Origin of the sequence: Actinocatenispora thailandica, from assembly GCF_016865425.1 — a bacterium.
Lineage (GTDB): Bacteria > Actinomycetota > Actinomycetes > Mycobacteriales > Micromonosporaceae > Actinocatenispora > Actinocatenispora thailandica.
In genome coordinates, this window is the sequence record NZ_AP023355.1 from 7,030,315 (window position 1) to 7,056,373 (window position 26,059).

At 72.2% G+C, this 26,059-nt stretch carries 23 protein-coding genes, 2 pseudogenes and 1 CRISPR repeat array; of the genes and pseudogenes, 18 read left to right on the forward strand and 7 right to left on the reverse strand.

Annotated elements, in window-relative coordinates:
* Window positions 1-6: 6 nt before the first annotated feature.
* Window positions 7-2,493: a putative bifunctional diguanylate cyclase/phosphodiesterase gene (locus Athai_RS31810; protein WP_203964894.1), complete on the reverse strand. Its 2,487-nt coding sequence runs from the start codon at window positions 2,491-2,493 to the stop codon at window positions 7-9.
* A gap of 100 nt (window positions 2,494-2,593) precedes the next feature.
* Window positions 2,594-3,005: direct repeats of the CRISPR family, unit length 23 nt; unit sequence TCAGCTCCAGTTGTGTTCGCGCA.
* A 413-nt stretch (window positions 3,006-3,418) separates the two neighbouring features.
* On the opposite strand from Athai_RS31810, the pseudogene moaC reads away from it, so the two are divergent.
* The 5 genes and pseudogenes from moaC to Athai_RS31835 all read left to right on the forward strand — a co-directional run.
* Window positions 3,419-3,904: pseudogene (gene moaC / locus Athai_RS31815) on the forward strand (cyclic pyranopterin monophosphate synthase MoaC); the annotation flags it as partial.
* 203 nt (window positions 3,905-4,107) lie between these two features.
* Window positions 4,108-4,581: pseudogene (locus Athai_RS31820) on the forward strand (MogA/MoaB family molybdenum cofactor biosynthesis protein); the annotation flags it as partial.
* 102 nt (window positions 4,582-4,683) lie between these two features.
* Complete coding sequence (locus Athai_RS31825) at window positions 4,684-5,895, forward strand: molybdopterin molybdotransferase MoeA (RefSeq protein ID WP_420829857.1); 1,212 nt, start codon at window positions 4,684-4,686, stop codon at window positions 5,893-5,895.
* A 55-nt stretch (window positions 5,896-5,950) separates the two neighbouring features.
* Window positions 5,951-6,376 carry a molybdenum cofactor biosynthesis protein MoaE gene (locus tag Athai_RS31830; RefSeq protein WP_239157291.1) on the forward strand — a complete coding sequence of 142 codons (426 nt, stop codon included), beginning with the start codon at window positions 5,951-5,953 and terminating at the stop codon, window positions 6,374-6,376.
* A 409-nt stretch (window positions 6,377-6,785) separates the two neighbouring features.
* Complete coding sequence (locus Athai_RS31835) at window positions 6,786-7,094, forward strand: hypothetical protein (RefSeq protein WP_203964896.1); 309 nt, start codon at window positions 6,786-6,788, stop codon at window positions 7,092-7,094.
* Between the two features lie 10 nt (window positions 7,095-7,104).
* Here the strand turns inward: Athai_RS31835 and Athai_RS31840 are convergent, their stop codons facing one another.
* The 3 genes from Athai_RS31840 to Athai_RS31850 form a co-directional block, all read right to left on the reverse strand.
* Window positions 7,105-7,554, reverse strand: coding sequence for an NUDIX domain-containing protein (locus tag Athai_RS31840; RefSeq protein ID WP_203964897.1), 450 nt, complete (start codon window positions 7,552-7,554; stop codon window positions 7,105-7,107).
* 225 nt (window positions 7,555-7,779) lie between these two features.
* Window positions 7,780-8,286 carry a DoxX family membrane protein gene (locus tag Athai_RS31845; protein WP_203964898.1) on the reverse strand — a complete coding sequence of 169 codons (507 nt, stop codon included), beginning with the start codon at window positions 8,284-8,286 and terminating at the stop codon, window positions 7,780-7,782.
* A gap of 158 nt (window positions 8,287-8,444) precedes the next feature.
* The gene (locus Athai_RS31850) at window positions 8,445-8,681 is read right to left on the reverse strand and encodes a hypothetical protein (RefSeq protein WP_203964899.1); all 237 of its coding nucleotides are present in this window, start codon (window positions 8,679-8,681) and stop codon (window positions 8,445-8,447) included.
* A 63-nt stretch (window positions 8,682-8,744) separates the two neighbouring features.
* Between Athai_RS31850 and Athai_RS31855 the strand changes: the two genes are divergently transcribed.
* The 6 genes from Athai_RS31855 (at window position 8,745) to Athai_RS31880 (ending at window position 14,025) form a co-directional block, all read left to right on the forward strand.
* A complete protein-coding gene (locus Athai_RS31855) occupies window positions 8,745-9,173 on the forward strand; it encodes a GAF domain-containing protein (RefSeq protein ID WP_203964900.1) in 429 nt (142 codons plus the stop codon).
* Between the two features lie 176 nt (window positions 9,174-9,349).
* The gene (locus Athai_RS31860) at window positions 9,350-9,601 is read left to right on the forward strand and encodes a hypothetical protein (protein WP_203964901.1); all 252 of its coding nucleotides are present in this window, start codon (window positions 9,350-9,352) and stop codon (window positions 9,599-9,601) included.
* 360 nt (window positions 9,602-9,961) lie between these two features.
* Window positions 9,962-10,981 (forward strand): alpha/beta hydrolase, encoded by a 1,020-nt coding sequence (locus Athai_RS31865; protein ID WP_203964902.1) that lies wholly within the window; start codon window positions 9,962-9,964, stop codon window positions 10,979-10,981.
* On the forward strand, window positions 10,978-11,991 hold the full coding sequence (gene moaA, locus Athai_RS31870; RefSeq protein WP_203964903.1) for a GTP 3',8-cyclase MoaA: 1,014 nt from the start codon (window positions 10,978-10,980) through the stop codon (window positions 11,989-11,991). Before Athai_RS31865 ends, moaA begins: the two co-directional genes overlap by 4 nt.
* 1 nt (window position 11,992) lies before the next feature.
* Window positions 11,993-12,232, forward strand: coding sequence for a MoaD/ThiS family protein (locus tag Athai_RS31875; RefSeq protein ID WP_203964904.1), 240 nt, complete (start codon window positions 11,993-11,995; stop codon window positions 12,230-12,232).
* A 323-nt stretch (window positions 12,233-12,555) separates the two neighbouring features.
* On the forward strand, window positions 12,556-14,025 hold the full coding sequence (locus tag Athai_RS31880; RefSeq protein ID WP_203964905.1) for a hypothetical protein: 1,470 nt from the start codon (window positions 12,556-12,558) through the stop codon (window positions 14,023-14,025).
* Between the two features lie 45 nt (window positions 14,026-14,070).
* On the opposite strand, the gene Athai_RS31885 is transcribed toward Athai_RS31880, so the two are convergent.
* Window positions 14,071-15,039: a ketopantoate reductase family protein gene (locus Athai_RS31885; RefSeq protein WP_203964906.1), complete on the reverse strand. Its 969-nt coding sequence runs from the start codon at window positions 15,037-15,039 to the stop codon at window positions 14,071-14,073.
* A 318-nt stretch (window positions 15,040-15,357) separates the two neighbouring features.
* Between Athai_RS31885 and Athai_RS31890 the strand changes: the two genes are divergently transcribed.
* From Athai_RS31890 to Athai_RS31900, 3 genes are read left to right on the forward strand one after another with little or no spacing between them, the layout of a single operon-like run.
* Window positions 15,358-16,758 carry an APC family permease gene (locus Athai_RS31890; RefSeq protein WP_203964907.1) on the forward strand — a complete coding sequence of 467 codons (1,401 nt, stop codon included), beginning with the start codon at window positions 15,358-15,360 and terminating at the stop codon, window positions 16,756-16,758.
* A gap of 34 nt (window positions 16,759-16,792) precedes the next feature.
* Window positions 16,793-17,818 (forward strand): acetamidase/formamidase family protein, encoded by a 1,026-nt coding sequence (locus Athai_RS31895; protein ID WP_203964908.1) that lies wholly within the window; start codon window positions 16,793-16,795, stop codon window positions 17,816-17,818.
* Window positions 17,815-18,519, forward strand: coding sequence for a GOLPH3/VPS74 family protein (locus Athai_RS31900; RefSeq protein WP_203964909.1), 705 nt, complete (start codon window positions 17,815-17,817; stop codon window positions 18,517-18,519). Before Athai_RS31895 ends, Athai_RS31900 begins: the two co-directional genes overlap by 4 nt.
* A 73-nt stretch (window positions 18,520-18,592) precedes the next feature.
* Here the strand turns inward: Athai_RS31900 and Athai_RS31905 are convergent, their stop codons facing one another.
* Entirely contained in the window at window positions 18,593-19,150 is a 558-nt protein-coding gene (locus Athai_RS31905) for a GtrA family protein (RefSeq protein ID WP_239157292.1), read from the reverse strand.
* Window positions 19,151-19,277: 127 nt separating this feature from the next.
* On the reverse strand, window positions 19,278-20,366 hold the full coding sequence (locus Athai_RS31910; RefSeq protein WP_239157293.1) for a questin oxidase family protein: 1,089 nt from the start codon (window positions 20,364-20,366) through the stop codon (window positions 19,278-19,280).
* A gap of 200 nt (window positions 20,367-20,566) precedes the next feature.
* Between Athai_RS31910 and Athai_RS31915 the strand changes: the two genes are divergently transcribed.
* From Athai_RS31915 to Athai_RS31930, 4 genes are all read left to right on the forward strand, one after another.
* Window positions 20,567-21,415, forward strand: a complete 849-nt coding sequence (locus Athai_RS31915; RefSeq protein WP_203964910.1) for a polyprenol monophosphomannose synthase — start codon at window positions 20,567-20,569, stop codon at window positions 21,413-21,415.
* A 368-nt stretch (window positions 21,416-21,783) separates the two neighbouring features.
* On the forward strand, window positions 21,784-22,293 hold the full coding sequence (locus tag Athai_RS31920) for a septal ring lytic transglycosylase RlpA family protein (protein WP_203964911.1): 510 nt from the start codon (window positions 21,784-21,786) through the stop codon (window positions 22,291-22,293).
* Window positions 22,294-22,506: 213 nt separating this feature from the next.
* A complete protein-coding gene (locus Athai_RS31925; protein ID WP_203964912.1) occupies window positions 22,507-23,640 on the forward strand; it encodes a PP2C family protein-serine/threonine phosphatase in 1,134 nt (377 codons plus the stop codon).
* A gap of 481 nt (window positions 23,641-24,121) precedes the next feature.
* Window positions 24,122-25,972 (forward strand): acyl-CoA dehydrogenase, encoded by a 1,851-nt coding sequence (locus Athai_RS31930; protein WP_203964913.1) that lies wholly within the window; start codon window positions 24,122-24,124, stop codon window positions 25,970-25,972.
* Window positions 25,973-26,059: the final 87 nt, after the last annotated feature.

A 26,059-nucleotide genomic window follows, 5' to 3' on the forward strand; every position in this document is an offset into this window, starting at 1 on the left:
GGCGGGCTACAACCGGCGCCGGGCGCTGCGGGTCAGCCGGCCCGGCGGGATGCGGATGACCTGCGCGTCCGCCGACATCGGCGGCGCCAGCGGAGCCTCGGCGGCGAGCAGCTCGGCGATCCTGGTGTCGGTCACCGGCCGGGAGAACAGGTAGCCGGAGCCGCACGGGCAGCCCAGCTCGAACAGCATGGCGCGCTGCCGCTGGCTCTCCACCCCCTCCGCCACCACCGACAGGTCGAGGCTGCGGCCCAGGTCGATCGCGGCGCGCACCACGGCGGCCGGTTCCGGCGAGGTGACCAGGCCGGCCACGAAGCTGCGGTCGATCTTCAGCTCGTCCACCGGAACCCGGGCCAGCATGCCGAGCGAGGAGCTGCCGGTACCGAAGTCGTCCAGGGCGATGCGCACGCCCAGCTCGCGCAGCCCGCGCAGGGTGTCGTCGACGACATCCAGCCGGCTCAGGTTGCGCGTCTCGGTCAGTTCCAGGGTGAGCTGCTCGGGCGGGACACCGCTGGCCACCACCCGCCGCTGCACCACCCGCAGGAAGTCCGGGTCGAGCAGGCTGCGCGGCGACAGGTTCACCGCGACGCCGATCGGGTGGCCGGCGCCGGCCCACTCGGACGCCGCCGCCAGCGCGGTGTCGAGCACCAGTTCGGTGAACTCCGGCAGCAGGTCGGACCGCTCGATCGCGGTGAGGAACTGCCGCGGCGCCATCTCCCCCCGGTAGGGGTGCTCCCACCGGGCCAGCGCCTCCGCGGCGCTGATCCGCCCGGAGTTGAGCTCGACGATCGGCAGGTAACGCAGGGCGAACTGGTTGCCGTGCAGTGCGGCGCGCAGCTCGCCGCCGAGGGCGAGCCGGCCGATGTCGGCGGTGTCGCGCTGCCGGGCGTACTGCGCGAGCCGGCTGCCGTCCCGCTTCGCCTGGTACATCGCCACGTCGGTGCGGCGCAGCAGCTCGCCGACGCCGCCCTGCACCGGCGCGAGCGCGACACCGGCGCTGCCGCCGACGGTGATGCGGATGCCGTCGACCTCGATCGGCGGGTCCAGGGTGGCGAGCATCTGCCGGGCCCGGTGCACCGCGAGCGCCGGGGCGGGCAGCGCGACGAACAGCACCGCGAACTCGTCGCCGCCGAGCCGGACCACGATGTCGTCGTCGCCGGCCGCGGTGGCCAGCCGCCGGCCGATGGTGGTCAGCACTTCGTCCCCGGCGGAGTGCCCGAGGGTGTCGTTGACCTCCTTGAAGTGGTCCAGGTCGATCAGCACCATCGCCTGGGTGCCGCGGGTCGGCCGCTCGGCCAGCACCTGCTCGCCCACGTCCAGCAGGTACCGGCGGTTGGCCAGGCCGGTGAGCGGATCGTGCGCGGCGTCGTAGGCGTGCCGGGCGGCACGCCGCTGCGCCTCGGCGTACGCGTACGCGTTGCGCAGCGCGGTGCCCAGCGCGGCGGCGAAGGTTTGCAGCGCGTACCGCTCGCGATCGCTGAGCCGCACCGTGCCGCGGAACCGGAGTCGCAGCTCACCGGCATCGGTGTCGGTGTCGCGCTGCCCGCCGAGCGGCGTCTCGATCGTCTCCGCCTCGTCGGCGGCCGGGGCGTCGGCGGCGGCACCGGCCCAGGACACGCCCTGGGCATCGCCGCGGACCAGGCCATCCGGCTCGCTGCCCAGCCGTACCAGCACCTCGACCTCGTCGGCACCGAACAGCTCGGCGGCGCCGGTCACCGCGGTACCGAGCACCTGCGCCAGGTCGACCTCGCTGAACCGGTCGGTCACCGCGGCGAGCCGCTGCCAGGCCTCCCGCTCGGTGTGGGTGCGCAGCCGGTACGCGTAGGTCAGCCGGAGGAAGACGATCATCGGGGGGATCGCGAACAGCAGCCGCGGATCGAACCGCAGCACGGCCAGGATGAGGAACGCGACGGCGATGTTGCCGCTGATGGCGATCAGCTCGACCCGGTGCAGCGGCATCAGCCGCAGCCTGGTCCCGTTGGCGAGGCTGATCGCGATGCTCACCGACAGCGCTGCGATCAGCGCGTACACCGCGGTCGCGGCGATCAGCGCGGCCACCCCACGGAGGGTGAACGGGTCCACCGGGGTGCCGGCGATCAGCTGGCTCAGGGTGGCCGCCGCGGTCACCGCGACCACCTGTTTCGCGACGTTGAGGGTGAGCTTGTCGGCCGGCCGGCGACCGATCAGCTCGGCGGCCAGGCGGCCGAGCGCGGCGGCCCAGATCATCGTGCTCGGCGGCAGCACGACCAGGCCGATGATGACGGCCGCCTCACCCCAGGCGAACTGCACGCCCTGGCTGCGCAGCCGCAGCTGCACCGGGGCCAGCCCGGCCACGGTGTACAGCGCGAGCATGGCGACCGCGAGCCACGGTGCGCCGGTCGGTCCGGGCAGTTTGGCGGTGGCGATCAGCAGCACACCGAAGGCCAGCGCCGCGTGCCCGATGATGTAGCGGCGCAGCGTGGTGTTGCGGGCCGTGGAAGCGTCGGCAGTACTCACGGTGGCAGGTCCCCGGGGCGAATCGGGTGACGGATGCGGCGATCCTACGCGGCTGGGCGGATCGACGTAAGTGACTGTTCGACAACGCCACACGTCGTCGTCAGCTCCAGTTGTGTTCACGCACGGCGGCTCCTTTCGTCCGAGGTGGCTGTTCGAGGGCGGTCAGCTCCAGTTGTGCTCGCGCATCGCGGTCCCCTTTCGGCTGGTCAGGACGGTGTTGTCGGGTGCTCAGCTCCAGTTGTGCTCGCGCATGGCGGTCTCCCTTCCGTGGATCGAGATGGGTCGTCGGCCGCGGTCAGCTCCAGTTGTGTTCGCGCATGACGCCTCCCTCGGGTCGTGGTGGTCGGTGCCGATGGGCTCAGCTCCAGTTGTGTTCGCGCACGGGCTGTCCTTCCGGGTCGTCGGGGCGGGGTCGCGGGCGGGTCAGCTCCAGTTGTGTTCGCGCATGGCGCACCCCTCTCTGTTCGCCGGGGCGGTGCTCACGGACCGTCAGCTCCAGTTGTGTTCGCGCACGGTGCACCCCCTTCGGTACGGCTCGGGGTGGGGTGCCGGCAGGCCGGCGGTGGCGCGGGAGGCAAGAAGGCCGAGGTACGAGGCACGAAGGCCGAGGTACGCGGAGCGCGGGGTGCATGCCCGTTTCGCGGTGTCCTCACGACCGCCCCCCAACGTCGCGCGCGTCGTGGCCGGTGCCTGCGGCCCGTTGCGTCGCGGGGCGGGCTGGGGCGCCGCCATCTCCGGCAGGAGGAACATCGTCAGCATAGATAGCCGTCTATGGCAGGGCCATGTGCGAAAAGGATGACAGACGGTGTCACGGCGGCAGGTAACGGATCATTGCCGCCCGGCGCTGGCGCCGGCCGCTCCGGTGGGCCGCGCCGATTCGTGCGCCGTCCCGGTCCGCGCCGGCCGGGCTGCGTAGGCTCGTCGTGTGACCGAGTCCAGTGGCGGCCTGACCCATGTCGACGAGGCCGGCGCGGCGCGGATGGTGGACGTCTCCGGCAAGGACGTCACCACCCGCAGTGCCGTCGCCGCCGGCCTGGTGCGCACCACGGCCGAGGTGCTCGACCTGATCCGGAGCAACGGCCTGGCCAAGGGCGACGCGTTGGGGGTGGCGCGGATCGCCGGCATCATGGCCGCGAAGCGCACTCCGGACCTGGTGCCGCTCTGCCATCCGATCGCGATCCACGGGGTCGTCGTCGACCTCGAACCCAGAGAGTCCACAGTGGACATACGGGCGACGGTGCGGACGGCGGACCGCACCGGCGTCGAGATGGAGGCACTGACCTCGGTCCTCGCCGCCGGGCTCGCGCTGATCGACATGATCAAGGCGGTCGACCCGGCGGCCGGCATCGACGCGGTTCGGGTGCTGCGCAAGGACGGCGGCAAGACCGGTACCTGGATCCGGCCCACCGATCCGGCGCCGCCCGGCGCCGCCCCGGGAGGGCGCAGCGCCGCGGGAGAGCACAGCGCCGCAGCAGAGCTCAGCGCTGCGGGAGAGCAGAGCGCCGCAGCAGAGCTCAGCGCTGCGGGAGAGCAGAGCGCCGCAGCAGAGCGCAGCGCCGCGGGAGAGCGCAGCGCCGCGGGAATGGCGGTACCGGGAGAGCACGGAGGGCAGGCATGACCGAGTTCGTGGCCCGGGTGATCGTGGCCTCCAACCGCGCCTCGTCCGGTGGGTACGCCGACACGACCGGGCCGGTGCTCGTCGACGGGCTGCGGCAGCTGGGTGCCACGGTGACCGAACCCGTCGTCGTACCGGACGGTGACCCGGTCGAGCGGGCGCTGCGGGCCGCGGTGGACGCCAAGGTCGACGTCGTCCTCACCACCGGCGGTACCGGCGTCTCCGCCACCGACCGCACCCCGGAGGCGACCGCGCGGGTGGTCGACTACCAGATCCCCGGCATCGCCGAGTCGGTCCGGGCGTACGGGGTGGGCAAGGTGCCGACCGCGGCGCTGTCCCGCGGCATCGCCGGCGTCGCCGGCCGCACCCTGGTGGTCAACCTGCCCGGCTCGCGTGGTGCGGTCGCCGACGGCCTTGCGGTCCTCGGCCCGATCCTGGCGCACGCGGTCGACCAGCTCCGCGGCGGCGACCATCCTCGATCCACCGACCAGGCATCGGCCGGTGCGGCCGATCCGGCGACCGGCCTGGCCGCTGCCGCCCCGGGGCCGGCCGCGGTCGACGGTTCCGGTAGCGGGGTGCCGACCGGTGGCGGCGCCATCGGGTGGGTCGCGGCCCGGTCCGCCGCGCACGCCGCCGGGGCGACCGCGCCGCCGGAGCCGGTCCGGTTGGCGCTGGCCGACGTGACCGGCGCGACGCTCGCCGAGCCGGTCCGGGCCCGCACCCCGCTGCCCGCGTTCACCACCGCCAGCGTGGACGGCTACGCGGTCCGCGGCACCGGGCCGTGGCGGGTCTCCGGCCGGGTGCTGGCCGGTCAGGTGGCGGTTCCGCTCGCGGCGGGTACCGCGGTGGAGATCGCCACCGGTGCGATGGTGCCGCCCGGCGCCGACCAGATCATCCGGGTCGAGGACGCCACCCGCGGCGCCGACGGCCTGGTCGACGGCGCGCCCCGCAAGCCGACGCCGGAGTGGCGGGTGCCGGGCGAGGAGGCCGTCAAGGGGGAGGAACTGCTCCCGACCGGTACCGCGGTCACGCCCGGTGTCGTGGGCGTCGCCGCCCAGTGCGGGTACGACGATCTGCTGGTGCGGCGTCCGCCGCGCGCGGCGGTGCTGGTGTTCGGCGACGAGCTGCTCACCGAAGGCCCGCCGGGACGCGGCCTGGTGCGCGACTCGCTCGGTCCGCAGCTGCCCGGCTGGCTGGCCCGGATCGGCGCGCTGCCCACGGTTTCGGCTCCGTCCGAGCCGGTCGGTGACACGCTCGACGCGCACGTCGAGGCGATCGCGACCGCGGCCGGCGCGGCCGAGTTGGTGTGTACCACCGGCGGCACCATGCGTGGGCCGGTCGACCACCTGCATCCGGCGCTCGCGCGGCTGGGCGCCGAGTACGTGGTGGACACCGTGGCGGTGCGGCCCGGATTCCCGATGGTGCTGGCGAAGCTGCCCGGCGGGCGGTTCGTGGCCGGCCTGCCCGGCAACCCGCAGTCGGCGGTGATCGGCCTGTTGACGCTGGTGTGGCCGCTGGTCGCGGGGTTGACGGGGCGAGCGGTGCCGTCCCTTCGCCGGGTCCGGCTCGGCGCCGAGGTCGCCGGCCGCGGCGACGACACCCACCTCGCGCTGGCCCGGATCGAACCGGACGGGCTGGCGTACCCGTTGCCGCACAACGGATCGGCCATGCTGCGCGGGCTCGCCTGGGCGGACGGCTTCGTGCTGGTACCGCCCGGTGGCACCGGCCGGGTCGGTGAGCCGGCCGAGTTCCTGCCGTTCCCGCTCAACGCGGGTGAACGGCCATGATGGCGGTACGGCGTGGCGTTTCGCGCGTGCCGGTCCGGATTCCGGAGGTGTCGCGGTGACCGAGCTGGTCCGGGTCGAGGTGACCGAGAACCCGTTGGTACCGGCGGAGTTCGAGGCCGCGGTGGCCCGCCGCGCGTCGGGCGCGGTGGTCTCGTTCGCCGGGGTGGTGCGCGACCACGATCACGGCCGCCCCGTGCGGGAGCTGGCGTACGAGGGGCATCCGAGTGCGGCCGACGTCCTCGGCAAGGTGGTTGCGGACGTCGTGGCGCACTGCCCGGAGCTGCAGGCGGTCGCGGTCGGGCACCGGGTCGGTTCGCTCGCGGTCGGCGACGCGGCGCTGGTGGTGGCGGTCGCGTGCGCGCACCGGGGCGCCGCGTTCGACGCGTGCCGGCTGCTGGTGGACGAGGTGAAGGCGCAGCTGCCGGTGTGGAAGCACCAGCTGTTCGCGGACGGTACCGACGAGTGGGTCAACTGCCCCTGACCGGCCCGCGACCCACGTCCGTCCGGAGTGGACGGTGACTCGGTGGTGGGTTACCGTGGCGCCCGACAGGTTTCCGCCACTTCGGGCGGTAACGATGCGACAACGCTCTAGCGCAGCGAATCGCGTCGTTGGGTCAGAAACCCGACACTTGACCTCCGCTTCCCTCCAACGGGGCCATTGTGCTACCCATCGCGCCGTCCGGCGGCCTATGGTGTCGCTGGTTGGCACGTCGTACTATGCGGCGTGCCGCCCGGCTCAGCTCGGGTGTCGACCAGACAGTGCACATGGTTCGGTGTTGGAACGGCGAGTGCCCGATGGGCGGCGTTTCGGTTTGAGGTGACTCCGGGGGCGGAGTCCGCAACCAGCGCCATCGCCGACCGATGGTGGAATGCATGTGGGGGGAGTGCAGATGAGCATGGTTGCGACGCAGGCTGCCGCGGAGACGGCGGTCCAGGACGATCCACCGCTGGTCGCCCGCGGGCTGATGGATGCCTACCGGCGCTGGTGGCAGTCGGTCCAGCAGGTGCACAGCATGCTGGAGTTGGGCAGCGGGTCGACCGAGGAGGTCGGCCAGATCCTCGACGAGGAACGCACCGCGCGACTCGACTACGCAGCGATGCTGCGCAGTTCGAACCGGCCGGTGGCCGACTACCTGGCCGAGGACAAGGCATTCCCGCCGCTGTGGCCGACCCCGGAGCCACCGGTCGCCCAGCGCTGAGCCCGACGGGTCACCCGGCTTCCGCGGCCAGCCTCCGATAGTCCGCGGAGCCGAGGAACGACGGCAACACCTGACCGGCGATGTCGGTCAGGTCCAGCTGCGGGACCTTGTCGGCGGCGACGAACTCGAGCGCCTGCCCCTCGCCCAGCCGGACGTCGTCTCGGGTGACCGGCAGCGCGGTGGCGAACACGTGCCAGGCGACCACCCGGCCGGGGCTGACCCGGTCGGGCATGGTGCCGTCGGCCACCGCGTGCACCGGCCCGGACGCGGTCAGGCCGGTCTCCTCGGTCAGTTCCCGTCGGGCCGCCTGCTCGGCGGTCTCGCCGGGCTCGACGTGCCCGCCGGGCGGTGACCACCGGCTCGGGTCGACCCGGGCGTCGGCGTCGCGCAACTGCATCAACAGCGCACCGTCGCGACCGACGACAACCATCAATGCGATGCGGTGTCCGATGGGCGCCATGTCAGCGAAGCGTAGCCGATCGGTTGCCGGAAACCGAGCGTCGCCGCGCGGCGCCCCGGGTACGCGGCATCGCCGGCGGCGGGCGCTTTCCCGCTGGCCGCCCCGGTACGTGCCGGGTCGCCGTGCCGCCCGATCGGTGGGCGCCGCGGCGGCCGCCCGGCGCGCCGTGCCGCCGCGGCGGCCGCTTGGTGCGCCGTGCCGGCTGGTCCGGGCGGGGGTGGGCGGTCAGGGCGTGATGCGTTCGACGGCCCGGCGGCGCAGCCGGCCCACCCGCTTGGCGGCGGTCTCGGTGGCGTGTGATGCCCGCCAGCCGAGCCCCGGCCGGCCCTGGGTGTCGACCGCGGTCAGCGCGAGGCCACCCAGGATCGCCACGTTCTTGAGGAAGTGGTTGCGATGGTTGGCCCGCTGCGCCGGGTCCTGGTAGCGCCACCACGCGTGCCCGACGACGGTCGTCGGCACCAGCGAGGCGGCGAGCGCGAGCGCCGCGAGCCGGGGCAGCCGACCGCTGGCGAGCAGCGCCGCGCCGCCCACCTGGACGGCCGCGTTCGCTCGTACCACCGCGACGGGCCCGGTGGGCAGCCACGGTGCGGCGCGTTCGGTGGCGGCGGTGATGCGCTCGCTCACCGGCTCCGCCTGTTTCGCCGCGTGTTCGGGATGCAGCAGGGTGTGCACACCGCCCGAGACGAAGACGGAGGCGAGCATGGCGTGGGCGAGACTCCGTACCGGCTTCATACCTGTTTTCATACCGCCGATCGGCTCGGATGAATCAGGCAATGTACGATTCGCCGGCCGGTGACCCGTGTCGCAACTCCCGGGGAGTGACTCTTGTCGTACCGTGCGGCTACGGTAAGTGGCATCATGTCGCGCCTTTCGTCCGGGGTTGTCCAGCACTACCGCCCGATCGCGATCTGCTCCGCGGTGGGCGCCTTCGCTCTGGGCTCGGCGGCGAGCCAGACGACCGGCTGGCTGTTCTGGACCCTGCTCGGCGGCGCCGCGGCGTTCACCGCGATCTCGGTCGGCCTGCCGATGTACGCGGAGCGGGCCGCGTCGGTGCGCGCCTCGGACGCGCGGCAGATCGCGGAGCGCGCCACCCAGCAGATGCGCATCGTGGTCGGCCGGGTCCTCACCCCCTCGCGTACCTGCTGGGCGAGATCAGCGACGCCCGCCCGCGCGGCGGTGACCTGGACCAGTTGCAGGGCCAGGCCCGCCAGATCGTGCTGGCGGCGGCGTGCGAGCTGGTCGCCCCGGCCGGCGCGCGGGCCTGCTACTTCCGGGCCGTCGGCGGCCGGAGCCGCCGGCTGGAGCTGGTCGGTTACTACGGCCGGGCGGAGCCGGGCACCGTCGAGTTCGTCGCCGGTACTCCGCTGGGCGACGTCGCGTTCCGGCTGCTCGACACCGACACCGACGGCTTCTACCCGGACCTGACCGTGCAGGCACCGCCCGGTTGGATCACCGGCGACCACAAGCACCGGTCGCTGATCGTGGTGCCGGTGGTGACCGCGCGGCGCCAGTTCGGCCTGCTCACCGTGGACACCGAGGAGTGCGGTGCGCTGCACGACCAGGACCGCGAGCTGGTACGCCTGCTCGGGGAGCTGCTCGCGGCCGGGCTGAACCGGTAGTCACCGGCTCACGCGAACGGGCGGAATTCAAGGCCACGGACTGACGGATCTAGGACAGTCGCCTCGACATGTGCGCATTAGTGTGCGTAGCAACCTTGGGGCGAACGCCGTTGCGTTGGCGACGTCGGCAAGGGCATGGCAGGCTGGACCCGATCGGTTCTGGATGGGGGTCTCCGGTGTCGAGCTTGATCGAAGCATGCGGTGTGCCGCTCGTCGGTCCCGTCGTGGCCGAGGCGCGAGACGCCGATCAGAGCCCGCGCGACGGCGCGGCCCGGCTGCTCAAGGACCCCAAGGGATATTTCGCCGACGCCCGTAACTGGGCGGGCAAGAAGGCCAAGGCCGACGTGCAACGCGAGTTGTCCGAGAAGAAGGCCCAGCGCACCCGGTTGCCGCTGCTGAGCCGCCTGCGCCTCGCCGCCGTGCACTGAACCGCGACGCCATCCCGCTTGCTCGTGCCATCCCGCTTGCTCGCGCCATCCCGCTTGCTCGCGCCATCCCGCTTGCTCGCGCCATCCCGCCTGCGACGCCAGCCCGACTGCTCGCGCCATCCCGCCGGCCAGGTCAACCACGTCACCCGGACACGGCATCCCGCCGAGCCTGGCGGCGGCGACGCGCGGTTCGGGGCCGGCGGTCCGTCGTCGCCGGTTGTGATCCGGCGCAACATGCCCACGGAGCACGTGCTCTCCGGTGGCACACTGTGCCCCATGAGCGAGCGAATCATGGGCATCGGGCGGGTTGATGCTTCATGACCGGGCAGGTCACGGGCGTTCGAACGGAGGGGAACGCTCATGAGTGACGAGGTGACCGAGCGCGCCCGGGTGTTCTCGGACGAACCGGCCGACGACGTGCTCGGACCCGACTACACGGCCCGGGTCATCCCGCTGCCCGACGACGACGAGGGCGAGGTCGTCGCGACCCTGGTGCACCGCTCCCCCACCGGCAGTCCGACCGGCGATGCGGTGCTCTACCTGCACGGATTCTCCGACTACTTCTTCCAGACCGAGCTGGCCGACTTCCACACCGCCCGCGGTAGCGACTTCTTCGCCCTCGACCTGCGCAAGTACGGCCGTTCGCTGCGCGAGCACCAGACCCCCGGCTACATCACCGACCTGCGCGACTACTTCGCCGAGCTGGACGAGGCGGTGCGGATCATCCGGACCGAGTACGGCGCCCGCCGGGTGGTGCTGAACGCGCACTCCACCGGCGGCCTGATCGCCGCGATCTGGGCGCACTGGGTGCGCGAGCGCGGCCTGGTCGACGCGGTGGTCCTGAACAGCCCGTGGCTGGACATGCAGGGGTCCTGGCTGGTGCGGACGCCGGGCACCGAGGCCCTGGACGTGATCGGCAAGCTCAAGCCGAGTGCGGTGGTCCGGGCCAACGAGGCCGGGGTGTACGGGTACAGCCTGCATCACGAGCATCACGGCGAATGGGACTTCGACACCACCTGGAAGCCGCTCGGCGGGTTCCCGGTCCGGGCCGGCTGGTTCCGCGCGGTGCGCCGCGCGCACCGGTGGGTGCACTACGGGCTCGACATCCAGTGCCCGGTGCTGGTGATGTGCTCGACCGGCAGCCGGTTCCCGCGCAGCTGGCACGAGGACGCGCTGCGGTTCGACACCGTGCTGGACGCCGACCAGATCGCGCGCTGGTCGCCGAAGCTCGGCCGGCAGGTCACGCTGCTCCGGATCGAGGGCGGGATGCACGATCTGGTGCTGTCGGCCAAACCCGTCCGGGAACGCGTCTACGCGGAGACCGCGCGCTGGCTCGACGCGTACCTTCCGGCCCGGCCGCGCGATACGGTCGTGGAGTGACGGTCGGAGCTCGGAATGCGTTGACGCTGGTCGACCAGTTCGGTCGGGTGGCGACCGATCTGCGGGTGTCGTTGACCGATCGGTGCAATCTGCGCTGCAGCTACTGCATGCCCGCGGAGGGGCTGGCCTGGCTGCCGCGCCGGGAGTTGCTGACCGACGACGAGGTGGTCCGGCTGTGCCGGATCGCGGTGCAGCAGCTCGGCGTTCGCCAGGTCCGGCTGACCGGCGGCGAACCGCTGCTGCGGCCGGGGCTGGTCGACATCGTGACGCGGTTGTCCGGATTGTCACCACGGCCGGAGCTGGCGCTGACCACGAACGGGATCGGGCTGGCCCGGCTCGCCGGCCCGTTGCGTGCGGCCGGTCTGGACCGGGTGAACGTGTCGCTGGACACGCTGCGGCCCGACCGGTTCGAGACCCTGGCACACCGGCGCAGGCTGCCCGACGTGCTGGCCGGGATCACCGCGGCGGCCGAGGCGGGGATGACCCCGGTGAAGATCAACACGGTGTTGCTTCGGGAACTCAACGAGGACGAGGCGCCGGACCTGCTCGACTTCGCGTTGCAGCACCGGCTGGAGTTGCGGTTCATCGAGCAGATGCCGTTGGACGCGCAGCACGGGTGGCGGCGCGATCGGATGGTCACCGCGGACGAGATCCTGGCCTGGCTGTCCACCCGGCACCGGCTGTCTCCCGACGACCGGGAGCGGGGCAGCGCACCCGCGCAGACCTGGCTGGTGGACGGCGGCCCGGCCCGGGTCGGCATCATCGCGTCGGTGACCCGGCCGTTCTGCGGGGACTGCGACCGGACCCGGCTGACGGCCGACGGTCAGGTGCGCTCGTGCCTGTTCAGCCGGGACGAGGCCGACCTGCGGGGCGCGCTGCGCGACGGTGCCAGCGACGACGAGCTGGCGCAGGCGTGGCGGACGGCGATGTGGGGCAAGGCGCCGGGGCACGCGATCAACGACCCGTCGTTCCTGCAGCCGGCCCGGCCGATGTCGGCGATCGGCGGCTGAGATGGTCACGGTGCGCTACTTCGCCGGCGCCCGCGCCGCTGCTGGTACGGCCAGCGAGCAGGTCCGCGCCGGCAGCCTCGGCGAGCTGCTGACCGGTCTCACCGACCGGCACGGTGACCCGCTCGGCCGGGTACTCGGCGTGGCGTCGTTCCTGGTCGACGGCGTCGCCGCGCACGACCACGGGGCCGCGTTGCGGGCCGGCTGCACGGTGGACGTGCTCCCCCCGTTCGCCGGCGGTTGATCGATCCGCGAAGGCCGGCGGTCCGAGGAGCCGTCGATGATGCGCAGACCTCACGGTGGCGTTCGCCGGCACACCGGCCAGCCGGCGCCTGGTCGGCCGTCTTGCACTGCTGGACGTGACCGTGGGCCGTGCAGCACGAGAACTGGGTGCGCGGCTCGTCCGGAGCGTGCCGGGCGATGGGCTCGCGCGTCGTCCGAACAGCCGAGGCGGCGACGATCATGCGGCGATAGCCTGCTCGATGCCGTTCCGCCCTACCCCGAATATCCACTGTGGACGGTGAAGGTTCGCTGCGCGACGAGGAGATCCCCTTGCTACGGAAACGAATGAGGCTGCGCGCACTGGTGGCCACGCTGGCTGCTGTCGCTCTGGCCGGGTTGGCGCCGCTGGCGTTGGCGTCGCCGGCCCAGGCCGGCGACGACCGGATCACCGTGACCGGCACGCCGACCTGCGACACCCTCAGCGGAAGGTGGGTCGCCACCTGGGCCGCACACAACCACACGGACGTGACCGCGACGATCCAGGAGCATGCCGGCCACGAGTGGTCGGCGTGGACCATCGCGCCGGGCGGCGAGTCGCACTACCGGTCCTCGAACTCAGGCAGCGAGAAGATCGCCTACGGAGGCGTCACCGTCACGTGGCCTGGCAGCAGCACCGAAGTCAGCTACACGACCAAGGTGGTGCTGAACGGCACGTGCCGGGTGGACACCAGCCGCGCGCCCAAACCGATCTGCGACGACGACCCGGGCGTCGGTGTCGATCTGGACGCCGTCGACCGGATGTCGATCGAGTCGTACGGCCCAGCCTGTCCGGGCGCATCAGTCAGTGGTCTGTGGGCCACTTACACGATCGAGCATCGGGACGGCAAGCGCACTGGGCACCTGTACGACTCAGAGGTGGTCAGCCTCGACAACGCTCATCCACAGGTCGATGTCACGCGGAACCGCCCTGCTGGCTGTCACGTCGGCTCCTACCTTGCGGCCGGCGGCAGGGTCTACGACCCGATCGACATCGACCACGACCCGTACGGAGACGCCAAACGATCCTGGAGTGTGGTCGACGACGACGGCTGCTCCGACGTTCCCTTCGTACACGCCACGTTCGCCTCGCAGTGCAACGGCGAGGTCACGGTGACCGTGCCGGCCGCGGCCGACGCCACCGAGCCCGAACCGTACCGGTTGGAGACTGCCGACCAGTCCTACACGAAGGACTTCACAGTGCAGCCCGGCGGCACGGCCACGTTCACCGTCCCGGCTACGCCGGCAAAGGGTTTCTCCATCGGCAGCACGCTGGACAAGCACCAGTCGCTCGACTGGGGGTACTCGTGGGCGGAGCCGCTGTCCTGCCAGGCGCCGCAACAAGGCACTCTGAAGAGCAGCGCCACCTGCACGACATCGACCGTCGTGGTGACCAACACCGGAACGGTGCCGCTGGCGGCGTGGACCACCCGGCCGGGCGGACGGAAAGTGACCAAGTCGACCGTGGCGCCGGGCGCCACGAAGACCATCACCGCCAAGACCGGGCTGGCCGTGCAGGTGGTGGACACAACCGAACGTGTCGGCCTGAAGGACTGCGGAAGTGCGACACCGACGCCCAGCGCGAGCGTCGGTTCGGGCAGTTCGGCCTCGCCGGGTGCGAGCGCCACGGTCGACCCGAGCAGCACTCCGGTCGCCGGTGGCGCCGGTGACCTGCCGGTGACCGGCAGCCGGCTGGGCCTGCTCGGAGCGATGGCCGGCGGCCTACTGCTGGGCGGTGGTGTGCTGATTCTGTTGGCCCGGCGGCGGTCCCGCGGCTGAGTCGGGCAGGCGGAAGGCGGCCCCGCGCCCGCTGACCAGCCCAGATCAGTGGGCGAGGGCGGCGCGGAGGTCGGCGGCGCGCAGGGTGCCCGGGGTACCGCCGGTGCGGGCGAGTTCGTTGCTGCGGCGGCGCAGCAGCTCGTTGACCGGCGTGGATACCCCGGCGAGGCGGCCCAGCAGCACGATCTCGCCGTTGAGGTAGTCGGCCTCCACGCTGCCGGTGCCGCGGTACAGGCTCTGCCAGGTGGACGAGCCCGCCGGGGTGTCGCCGAACCGGGTGATGTGCAGGATGTCGCCGCGCCGCTGCCGGTCCTCGGCCGTGGAGACCACGTCGATGCCGGCCGCGGCGAGTACCGCCTCGCCCTCGGCGCGGGCGGCGTCGATCAGCGCCGCGGTGTCGTCGTCGTCCGTGCCGACCAGCGCGCCGACCGAGTTGGCCAGGTTCATCAGCAGCTTGCGGTACTTCCAGCGCATGATGTCCGGCCGCGGCTGCGCGACGAACGTGGCGGTACCGAGCCGTGCGGCGAGCGCGGTCGCGCCGGTGTCGACACCCGACGGGTACCGGCCGAGGTCGAGGATCCCGGTGGTGGGCACCGAGTACGCCTGCACCACGCCGGGTTCCAGGTGGCCGGCGGGCATCATCACGCACACGCCGTAGACGGTGCCGAAGTGGCGCAGCGCGAGCCGCTCGTTCGCCACCCCGTTCTGCACGCAGCAGACCGGGACGTCCGGGCCGGCGGCGGCGACGAGGTCGGCGAGCGCGGCGGCGGTGCCGTTGGTCTTGATCGCGAGCAGCACCACGTCGCCGTCCCGCCAGTCGATCTCGGCGGGCGAGGCGACCGCCGGGATCCGCAGCGTCGCGGTGGTCTCCGGGTCCTCGATCCGCAGCCCGTCGCGGCGGATCCGGTGCAGGTGCTCGCCGCGGGCGACGAGCACCACGTCCTGCCCGGCCTGGGACAGCCGGCTGCCCAGGACCCCGCCGATCGCGCCGGCGCCGTACACGATGAACCGCATGGTCGCAGGTTGCCATGGCGGCGCCGGGCCCGACCGCCGGGTGGTACCGGAGTGGCGCGGCGAAGTGGCGGGTATGACGCCGTGGACGGGCGCGGGCACCCTCGGTGATCTTGCTGAGATCGCCTCGTGATCATGTGTTGCAAATCACTTACTTTACGGAATGCAGTAGATTCAGGCGTAAGAGCCGATTAATGCCGGCAATAGGCGTGAGTCACATTCACAGATGGTGACAATCCTTCGCGGCGGCGCGAACGCCGCAAGCCGCCGAGCACGGTACGTATCCCGACAGCTCGACGCGGTCCTCTAGTGTTCGGCGCCGTGGTCTTCGAGCAGGACAATCTCCGGCGATTCGGGTACAAGCAGGAACTCAGGCGCTCCCTGAGCTTCCCCGATCTGCTCTTCTACGGGCTGATCTTCATGGTGCCGATCGCGCCGTTCGGCATCTTCGGCAGCGTCTACCAGGCCTCCGGCGGCATGGTCACGCTGGCGTACGGGATCGGCATGGTCGCGATGATCTTCACCGCGGCGTCCTACGCCCAGATGGTCAAGGCGTTCCCGATGGCCGGCTCGGTCTACACGTACGCCGGCCGCGGCATCGCACCGCCGGTCGGCTTCATCGCCGGCTGGATGGTGCTGCTCGACTACATCCTGGTGCCGAGCCTGCTGTACCTCGTCGCCGGCAGTGCCATGACCACGTTCGTACCGGGCGTGCCGGTGTGGGCGTGGCTGCTGATCTTCCTGGCGTTCAACACCACGGTGAACTTCTTCGGCATCAAGCTGACCGCCGTCACCACCCGGGTGATGCTGGTCGGCGAGCTGGCGGTGCTGCTGATCTTCCTCGCCGTCGGCATCTACGGCGTGGCCACCGGCAAGGCGACCGGCGACCCGCTGAAGCCGCTGTTCGACTCGCACCACTTCTCCACCACCGTCGCGTTCGGCGCGGTGTCGGTGGCGGCGCTGTCGTTCCTCGGCTTCGACGGCATCTCGATGCTGGCCGAGGAGAACCGCGGCGAGTCGCGCCAGGTCGGCCGGGCGCTGATCGGCGCGCTGGTCCTCGCCGGGCTGCTGTTCATGGTGCAGACCTGGGTGGCGTCGATGTTCGTGTCCGGACCGGCGCAGATCAAGGGGGACGTGGACAACGCGTTCTACAACGCGGCGAAGGTCGCCGGCGGACCGTGGCTGTCCACCCTGACCGCGCTGACCACCGCGATCGCATGGGGATTCGCCGACTCGCTGGTCGCGCAGGTGGCGACGTCGCGGTTGCTGTTCGCGATGGGCCGGGACCGGCAGCTGCCGAGGTTCCTCGCCCGGGTGTCGCCGAAGCGGATGGTGCCGACCAATGCGATCTTCCTGACCGCGCTGGTCACCCTCGGCGTCGGGCTGTACATGTCCAGCCGGGCCGACGGCATCGCGCTGCTCAGTTCGATGATCAACGTGGGCGCGCTCGCCGCGTTCATGCTGCTGCACCTGAGCGTCGTGGTGTACCACCTGATCAGGCAGCGCAGCCGGCGCATCCTGGCGCACCTGGTCGTACCGGTGATCGGCATCGCGATCCTGGTCCTGGTGGAGGTCAACGCCGACCACAACGCGCAGATCCTCGGCATCGCCTGGCTGGCCCTCGGCCTGATCGTGCTCGCCTCGCTGTACGCTCTCGGCCGCCGGCCCCGGGTGCCCAGCATGGGCATGGCCGACGAGGAACCGGTCCAGGAGCCGGTGTGACGGTGCCGGCGTTGGTGACCCAGGGGGAGGCAACATGGCCAGCGAGTTGATCGAGTACCGGCCGGGCGCGGGAGACTACGCCTACACGTTCGGTGGGCGGGCCGCGGTGCGGCACGTCAAACCGGGCGACCTGATCTCGATGTACACCGAGGACTGCTTCGGCGGCGCGGTGCGCGGCACCAGCGACCTGCCCTCGCAGGTGTGCAACTTCCCGTACCTGAACCCGGTCACCGGGCCGTTCCACGTGGACGGCGCCGAGCCGGGCGACACGCTCGCGCTGCACTTCGTCGAGATCGCGCCGGCCCGGGACTGGGCGGTCACCACCACGCTGCCGCACTTCGGCGCGCTCACCTCCACGCACACCACCGCCACCCTGCAGGATCCACTGGAGGAGCGGGTCTGGAAGTACGACGTGGACGCCGCCGCGGGCGTGGTCCGCTACCACGCCAGCCGGTCCGGGCACACCGTCGAGCTGCCGCTTTCCCCGATGCACGGCACGGTCGGCGTCGCGCCGGCCGCCGGCGAGGCGAGGATGACGATCACCCCGGACGCGCACGGCGGCAACATGGACACCCCGGAGCTGCGCGCCGGCGTCACCGTCTACCTGGGGGTCAACGTGGACGGTGCGCTGTTCGCCATCGGCGACGGGCACTGCCGGCAGGGCGAGGGCGAGGTGACCGGCGCGGCGGTCGAGGCGGCGATGAACACCGTCGTCGCGGTCGACCTGATCAAGGGGGTGGGCACCCCGTGGCCGCGGCTGGAGTCCGACGACGCGCTGCTGTCCACCGGCTCGGCCCGGCCGCTGGAGGACGCGTTCCGGATCAGCCAGCACGACCTGGTCACCTGGTCGGCGCAGCTGACCGGGCTGGACACCCTGGACGCGTACCAGCTGATCGCGCAGGCCGGGCAGGCGCCGGTCGGCAACGTCGTGGACACCAACTACACGATGGTCGCCAAGGTCGCCAAGCGGTACCTGGGCGCGGTCGGCGCGGCGCCCGCGTACGACGGCGTGCACGACCGGCTGCGCGCCCTGGGCCGGCAGTACCTGTCGAGCCGGTGAGCGAGCGTCGGCCTCCGGGCCGGTACGAGCCGCGGGACGCATCGGCGCGGGGCCACCTGCCGCTGCCCGAGGCGCTGTTCGTGCTCGGCCACGACGAGGCCGGCCGCACCCGGTACCACCCGCGACTGCTGGACGCGGTACTCGGTGGGGCGCTGCTCGCCGAGGCGGCGATCGACGGCGCGGTGACCGTCGTGGACGGCGGCACGGTCAAGGTCGCCGAACTCGGTGCGCGGCCGCCGTCCGGCGCCCGTGACCTGCAGATCGCCGTGCTGGAGACGCTGGCCGGCGAGCCCGCGCCGCACACCGCCGCGGAGTGGGCGGGCCGGTTCGCGCCGGACGCGACGGCCCGGATCCTGGAGTCGCTGGAGCGGGTCGGGCTGTGCCGCCGGGTCACCGCCCGCCGGCTCGGGCTGTTTCGCGCCGACCGGGTTCAGTTCGTCGATCCCAGCCTGCTGGGCCGTACCGAGGCATGGTTCACGCACGCGTTGACCTGGGCGCACGACCTGTCGCCGACCGACGCGGTACTCGCCGCGCTGGGCCGGGAACTCGGCCCCGCGCCGCCCGCGTACGAGGATCTGCCGGCCGAGGAGCGCGCTCGCCGGCGCCGCGCCGCGGACGAGGCGATGGACGAGTCGGTGCGGCGGGTGGTGGCCGCGACCCGGGCCACCATCGCCGCCTCCGCCTTCGGCGCCTACCGCTGACCGCCCGGCACCGGGCGTCGGGTCGTCGCCGGTGGTTCGGGTCGGCGTCGGGCGTCGGGTCGTCGGCGGTGGTTCAGGCGACCTCGTCGTCGGCCCGGTCGGGTACCGGGGCGAGGCCGGCGCCGCGCCGCTCGGGCCGGGGCCGGGCGCCGGCGCGCGGGAACACGAACTTCCGGAACGCCCAGAGCCGGAACACCATCGCGAGCAGGGTGCCGAGGATCATCCCGCTGACGAAGTCGGAGATCTCCTGGGTCAGCAGCGACACGGCCGGGGTGCGCAGTTCCAGCAGGTACCGGGAGATCAGCAGCGGGATGTCGTTGACGCCCACGCCCAACCCGCTGACCAGGAAGAACAGCAGCGCCTCGTGGTGCCGCTCGCGCCCGCCGCGGGTGCGGAACGACCACTCCCGGTTGAGGATGTACGACACGATCGTGGCGATGATGGTCGCCACCGTCAGCGCCGTCACCGGCTTCTCGTGCAGGATCGTCAGCTTCAGCGTGTAGTTGATCGCCACGGTGATCAGGAAGCAGGTACCACCGACGATCAGGAACTTGAGTCCCTCGTGGTGCTTGATGATCAGCGACCGGATCGGCTCCGGCACCCGTCGCACTGCGCTGTCGACCACGAACACCCGACGGAGCCTACGCACCGGCCGCCACCGCCGGCCCACCGACCCGGAGAATTGGTGATCCGTTGAGTACCTGCTGTGTTTGCGTTGTCCCGGGCCGGTACGAATCCGCCTCGACCGTCCTGGTCGGTCACTCCCGGTCGATCAGCGTGATCACGTCGCTGGCGGCGACCAGCGCCGCCGGGTCACCGGTACGCGCGTGCGTGTCCAGCGCGGTGTCGACGAACTTGAGCACGTGCTCGTCCCGGTGCGCCGCGGCCCGGTCCAGCACCTCGGTGCGCGGATCGGTACCGCTCGGGCCGGTGCCGAGCTGGTCCGCCGGCATCGGCTCCGCCGGGGCGTACACGCTGGTCACGGCCGCGGAGGCGGCCCACGCGGCGGCGACGCTGGGCAGCCACATCGCCCGCGGCAGCGCCGGCAGCGTGCGCAGCACCGCGTTCGGCGCGGTCGCCGAGTGCACCAGCATCACCGGCGAGCCGTACCCGTACCGGCCGTACCGGCGGACCGCGGCGTCGACCAGCCCGGTCAGCCAGTCGCGGGCACCGTCCGGGTCGTCCGGCGGGCCGGCGGCGGCCACCGATTCCGGCCAGCCGGCGAGGGCATCCAGCCGGGCCAGCCGGTCCCGGATCCCGCCGGTCTGCTCCGGCAGCGTCGGCACCTGGTCCAGCGCCGCGGCCGGGGTCAGCCCGCCGCGCGGCGCCCGCACCCCACCGACGGTCTGCCAGCGCGCCGCCCAGTACCCGAGGGCGTGCGCCAGCTCGGCCAGCGCGGCGGGGCTCTCGTCGCCGTGGCGCAGGGTGCGTACCGCGTGGCCGACCCGGATCACCCCGTGCGTGGCGCCGGCCGCGATGCCGGGCAGCAGCCGCGGCCACCACTCGGCCAGCACGTCCGGCCAGGGGTGCTCGGAGACCTGACCGACCAGCAGGTCCACCCAGTCGGCGATCCGCCGCGGGTCGCCCAGCGCCGGCCGCCACCGCGCCGCGTCGATCGGCTCGTACCGGGCGGGCATGTCTTCCAGCTTCGGCCGGTACCAGTCGAGCCAGCCGTGCACGTCGCCGCCGTGGCCGTGCCGGGCCAGTACCTCGACGGCCATCGGGGCGTGGTTGGACAGCCAGCCCTGCCGCTCGGGCCCGGTGCGGTGCAGCCGCTCGTACGCCTCGTCCAGCACGCCGTCCGCCATCATCTTGCCCCCATCCAGCATCGTTGCCTGCCCGCTCATCGTTGAACCTCACGTTCGGTCGAAGTCAAGCGTCGGCAAGAGAACGGATCGGTACGCCGAATCGGGCGGTACGGATGAACTACGCTGCTCCGGCAGGCCGATCACCCTCGGTGGGGGCTTCGGTCGGTGAACGGTAGGGCAGTCGGGTCGACCACGGAGGTACCGCAACGATGCAGAACGACGTGGTGGACGATCAGGACATGTCGTCTGAACCTCTGTCGGCGCCGGCCGCGGACCGGGTCCAGCCCGCCACCGCGCCGGCCGACCCGGTGGTCGAGCGTGCCGTCACCGCGGTGGAGCTGCCGAAGCCGTGGTGCGACTCGGCCGTCACGGTGGTGCTGCCCACCTACAACGAGGTCGACAACCTGCCGATCATCACGAGGGCGCTGTTCGCGCTGCCGTTGCCGCAGCTGCGGGTGCTGGTGGTCGACGACAACAGCCCGGACGGCACCGGTGAGCTGGCCGACCGGCTGGCCGCCGAGTACGACGGCCGGTTGAGCGTGGTGCACCGGACCGCCAAGGAGGGCCTCGGCCGGGCGTACGTGGACGGCATGACCCGCGCGCTGGACGCCGGCGCCGACTTCGTGGTCCAGATGGACGCCGACCTCTCGCACCCGCCGGAGGCGCTGCCGGAGATGCTCGGCACGCTGCTCGCCACCCGGGCCGGCGTCGTCATCGGCTCCCGGTACGTGACCGGTGGCGTGCTGGCCGAGGAGTGGGGCGTGCACCGCCGGCTGCTCTCCGCCTGGGCCAACTTCTACGTGCAGCGGCTGCTGTCGCTGCGGATCCGGGACGTCACCGCCGGGTTCAAGCTGTGGCGCGCCGGGACGCTGCGGGACCTGCGCCTGGAGTCGATCGGCAGCAACGGCTACAGCTTCCAGGTGGAGATGAACTACCGGGCGGTGCTGCGCGGGCACAAGGTGGTCGAGGTGCCGATCCGGTTCGACGAGCGGGCCCGGGGCACCTCCAAGATGAGCCTCACGGTGCAGCTGGAGTCGGCGCTGGTCCCGCTGCGGCTGCGGCGGCAGCGCCGCTCCTTCGGCCGCTGATCCGTCCGCCGGCTCGCCCCGCCGGCGGGGTGCCGCGGCCCGGGCCGGTCTCCTCCCGTACCGCCCGACACGTACGTTCCGTCACCGTACGAGTGGTGCGCGCCACGGTACGCCCCGGCTCGGCGTGACCTGGAAAACAATCGTCTTCGCTGCTCCGAGCGTAAAACCGGGCCCTACCGGCGAGTACTCGTCGATCGTCACTCCACGCGTCGGACAGAACACGCTGGCGGGGTTGCCTGCCGGGTGACCCGTTCGTTATGTTCCGCGGGACCTGTTGAGGCGAAGGGGGCAGCGTGGAGGGCAAACACGTCCGGCGGCGGTTTCCCCGGCCGGTGCTCCCGATCGCGGTCGGAGCCACCGTCGCCGCGATGGCCATCGGCGGTGTGTCCTTCGCGTTGACCGGCAACGAGGGGCCGACCACCAAGCCGGCCGCCGCCGCGGACAAGCAGAGCCAGCCCGACCGGGAGTCGCTCGAGAAGCGCGCATCCCGCGGCAAGGCCCGCCCCACCGGTTCCGCCTCCCCCGACAGCCAGGGCAAGCAGGGTTCGGACGCCGCCAAGAAGGACGACGGCTCCGTGCACACCGCCGTCACCGGGGACAGCGGCAGTTGCAAGGCCGTCTACACCTCGACCGGGTCCACCACCGCGAGCGGCCAGAAGTTCGACGCGAACGCGATGACCGCGGGGAACATGACGCTCCCGATCGGGACCAAGGTGCAGCTCACCAACCCGAGCAACGGCAAGTCGGTGACCGTCAAGATCAACGACCGCGGGCCGTACTCGGGGGACAGCTGCTTCCTCCTCACCTCGGGGGCGTACGCGAAGATCGCGTCGCTGGACAGCGACACCGCGACGGTCGACTACCAGGTGCTGTACTGACCGCTTTGCACCAGGCCGACCCACCCCGGTCGTGACTCGGCGCCGCGCCGCGCCGATGTGGGCTCGCGCGTCACCCCGCCGCAGGGCATTCTCGAAGGTGCAGTCATTCTCGGACTGTAGAGATTCTTCCCAGCAGTGCACGGCACTCTGGGGAGGCGCCGCGATCCGCCGCGGCGCCGACCTCGCCCATCCTGTCCCGGGGACCTGAAGACGATGCCACGAAGCAAGGCCCGCCGCATGATGCGCCCCGACGCGCGCGCCGGCCTTGTCGCCGGCCTGGTGCTGCTGGCGATGGTCTGTGCGGTCGAGGTCGCCGACGGCCGGTCGCCGAGCTACGTCGGCCTGCTGGCGGTGCCGCCGTTCATCGCCGCGGCGTTCGGGTCCTGGCGCACGGTGCTGCCGGTCGGTCTGCTGTCGGTGCTGCTCGCCGCGCTGTTCTGGGTCACCTCGCCGACCGGCCCGCAGACCGCGGTCGCGGTCAACGTGGGTGCGGTCGTGATCGCGGCGGCGATCGCCGCCGCGGTGGGTGCGATCCGGCAGCGGCAGATGGCGCGGTTCGCCGCGCTGTCCCGGCTGGCCTCGGTGGCGCAGAAGGCGATCCTCGGCCCGCTCGGCCCGCGGGTCGGCGACCTGCCGCTCGCCGCGCGGTACGTGTCGGCGAGCGCCGAGGCCGACATCGGCGGCGACCTGTACGAGGCGGTCGACACCACCTACGGGGTCCGGTTGCTGATCGGTGACGTCCGGGGCAAGGGCCTGGATGCGGTCCGGCTGGCCAGCGTCGTGCTCGGCTCGTACCGGCACGTCGCGTACGAGCGGGCCGACCTGCGGGCGATCCTGGCCGACCTGGACCGGGCGGTGGCCCGTTCGGTCGGCCTGGAGGACTTCGTCACGGCGGCGCTGGTGGAGGAGCGCGGTGGCACGCTGACGGTGCTCAACTGCGGCCATCCGGCGCCGCTGCTGCTGCGCCAGGGCCGGGTGATCCCCCTGGCGCCGCCGGCACCGGCGCCGCCGCTGGGGTTCATGCCGCTGGCCCGCCCGCTGGTACAGCGGCTGGAGCCGGGGGACCGGATCCTGCTCTACACCGACGGGCTGGCCGAGGCGCGCCGGGACGGCGAGTTCTTCCCGATCGAGGAGCGCGCCTGGGGGCTGCTCGGACACGGCACCGTGCAGGACGGCCTGGCGTCGCTGGAGGCGGCGCTGCTCGAATGGGTCAACGGCCTGCTGGACGACGACATCGCGCTGGTGCTGCTGGAATACACCGGGGCCGGACTGTCCGGCGAGGCGCGCGGTGCGACCCCGTCCTGGGAGGTCGGCGACGTCGCCAACCCCGGTGTCCGTGAGGTCTGAGCCTCGCCCGCTCGGTTGATCATGGTGTTGTCGGGCCGGAATGCGCTTGCTGCGGCAGACGACACCATGATCGACCCGGGTGTCGGGCGCTGCGGTCAGTCCGAGCGCAGGGCGAGTGCGACGGTGCTGGCGCGGTGCCGGCCGATGTAGCGGTTTCGACGGAGCCTGTTCAGCAGGATGGTCAACATCGTCCTGGCCTCCTCCCGGCCGGCCGCGGGTCGCCGGTGGGGGCCGGCGGGCGGCGTGCGTCGGTGGACCTGCGCGGGCTCCGCGTCTCGGCGGACGGTTCGAGAAACCGACCCGGCACTCCGTCGGTACCAACGAGTCGACCGGAACGCGGTGACGCGGGTCACGGTGCGCCCGCACGGCGGGACTGGCTTGCCCACGGTTACCGATGAGTAATACAGTTGGTTACCGAAGAGTACGGGTCGGCGGTGGATCGGGGTCGCCGACTGGCAGCCAGCAGTCCGGGAGCGTGCACATGGGGCACTACAAGAGCAACCTGCGGGACCTCGAATTCAACCTGTTCGAGATGTTCGGGACCGCGGACCGGCTGGGCAAGCAGCCGTTCCCGGAGATCGACGCGGACACCGCGCGCGGCCTGCTGACCGAGATCGACCGGTTCGCCCGGGAGGACCTGGCCGAGTCGTTCGCCGCCGGTGACCGGACCCCGCCGGTGTTCGACCCGGAGACGCATTCGGTGCACGTGCCGGAGGCGTTCGCCAAGCCGTTCCGGCAGATGATGGAGGCCGAGTACTGGCGGATGGACATCCCGGAGGGGATGGGCGGCACCCCGGTGCCGCGCGCCCTCTGGTGGTCCACCTCCGAGCTGATCCTCGGCGCCAACCCGGCCGCCTTCATGTACGCCGCGGGGCCGAGCTTCGCCGGCACGCTGTTCAACCTGGGCACCCCCGAGCAGCGGGAGTGGGCGAAGCTGTTCGCCGACAAGCGCTGGGGAGCGACGATGGTGCTCACCGAGCCGGACGCCGGCTCGGACGTCGGTGCCGGCCGCACCAAGGCGTACCGGCAGGACGACGGGTCGTGGCACATCGAGGGCGTGAAGCGGTTCATCACGTCCGCCGAGCACGACATGGCCGACAACATCATCCACTACGTGCTGGCCCGGCCGGTCGGCGTCGAGGGCGCGGGCGGCCCCGGTACCAAGGGGCTGTCGCTGTTCGTGGTGCCGAAGTTCCTGTTCGACCCGAAGACCGGCGAGCTGGGCGAGCGCAACGGCGCCTACGTGACCAACGTCGAGCACAAGATGGGGCTGAAGGTCTCCACCACCTGCGAGCTGACCCTCGGCGACGGCACGCCGGCCAAGGGCTGGCTGCTCGGTGAGGTGCACGAGGGCATCAAGCAGATGTTCCACATCATCGAGTACGCCCGGATGATGGTCGGCACCAAGGCGATGTCGGCGCTGTCCACCGGCTACCTCAACGCGCTCGACTACGCGAAGTCCCGGGTGCAGGGCGCCGACCTGACCAACCCCGGCAAGGACGCGCCGCGGGTGACCGTCACCCACCACCCGGACGTCCGGCGCTCGCTGCTGCTGCAGAAGTCGTACGCGGAGGGGCTGCGGGCGCTGGTCGCCTACACCGCGAACTGGCAGGACGTGGCGCTGGTCGCCGAGGCCGAGGGCGACGAGAAGGCCGCCAAGCTGGCCCGCCGGGTCAACGACCTGCTGCTGCCGATCGTCAAGGGTTGCGGCTCGGAGCGCGGGTACGAGCTGCTCGGCTCGGAGTCGCTGCAGACCTTCGGCGGGTCCGGCTTCCTGCAGGACTACCCGCTGGAGCAGTACATCCGCGACTCGAAGATCGACACCCTGTACGAGGGCACCACCGCGATCCAGTCCCAGGACCTGTTCTTCCGCAAGATCGTGAAGGACCAGGGCAAGGCGCTGATGCAGGTGGCCGGCGACATCAAGGCGTTCATCGACGCCGAGGCGGGCAACGGCCGGCTCAAGGAGGTCCGCGCCTCGCTGAACACCGCCCTGGAGAACGTGCAGGGCATGCTCGGCAAGATCTTCGAGTACGCCGGTGCCGCCCAGCAGGGCGAGCCGCGCTCGATCTACAAGGCGGCGCTGCACCTGCGCCGGCTGCTGCTCGGCATGGGCGACCTGGTCATCGGCTGGCTGCTGGCCCGCCAGGCCGAGGTCGCGCTGACCAAGCTGGACGGCGAGGTGTCCGCCGACGACCGGCTGTTCTACCAGGGCAAGGTCGCCACCGCGAGCTTCTTCGCCGCCGAGGTGCTGCCCCGGCTGGCCGGTGACCGCGCCGTCGTCGAGGCCGCCACCCTGGAGCCGATGGACCTCCCCGAAGAAGCGTTCTGACCGGGCCTGTCCTCCCGCCCCACCGACCCCCGTCGCGTCCGCGCGACGGGGGTCGGTGCGTTCCGTCCCGTTCCGCCGGGAACCGCT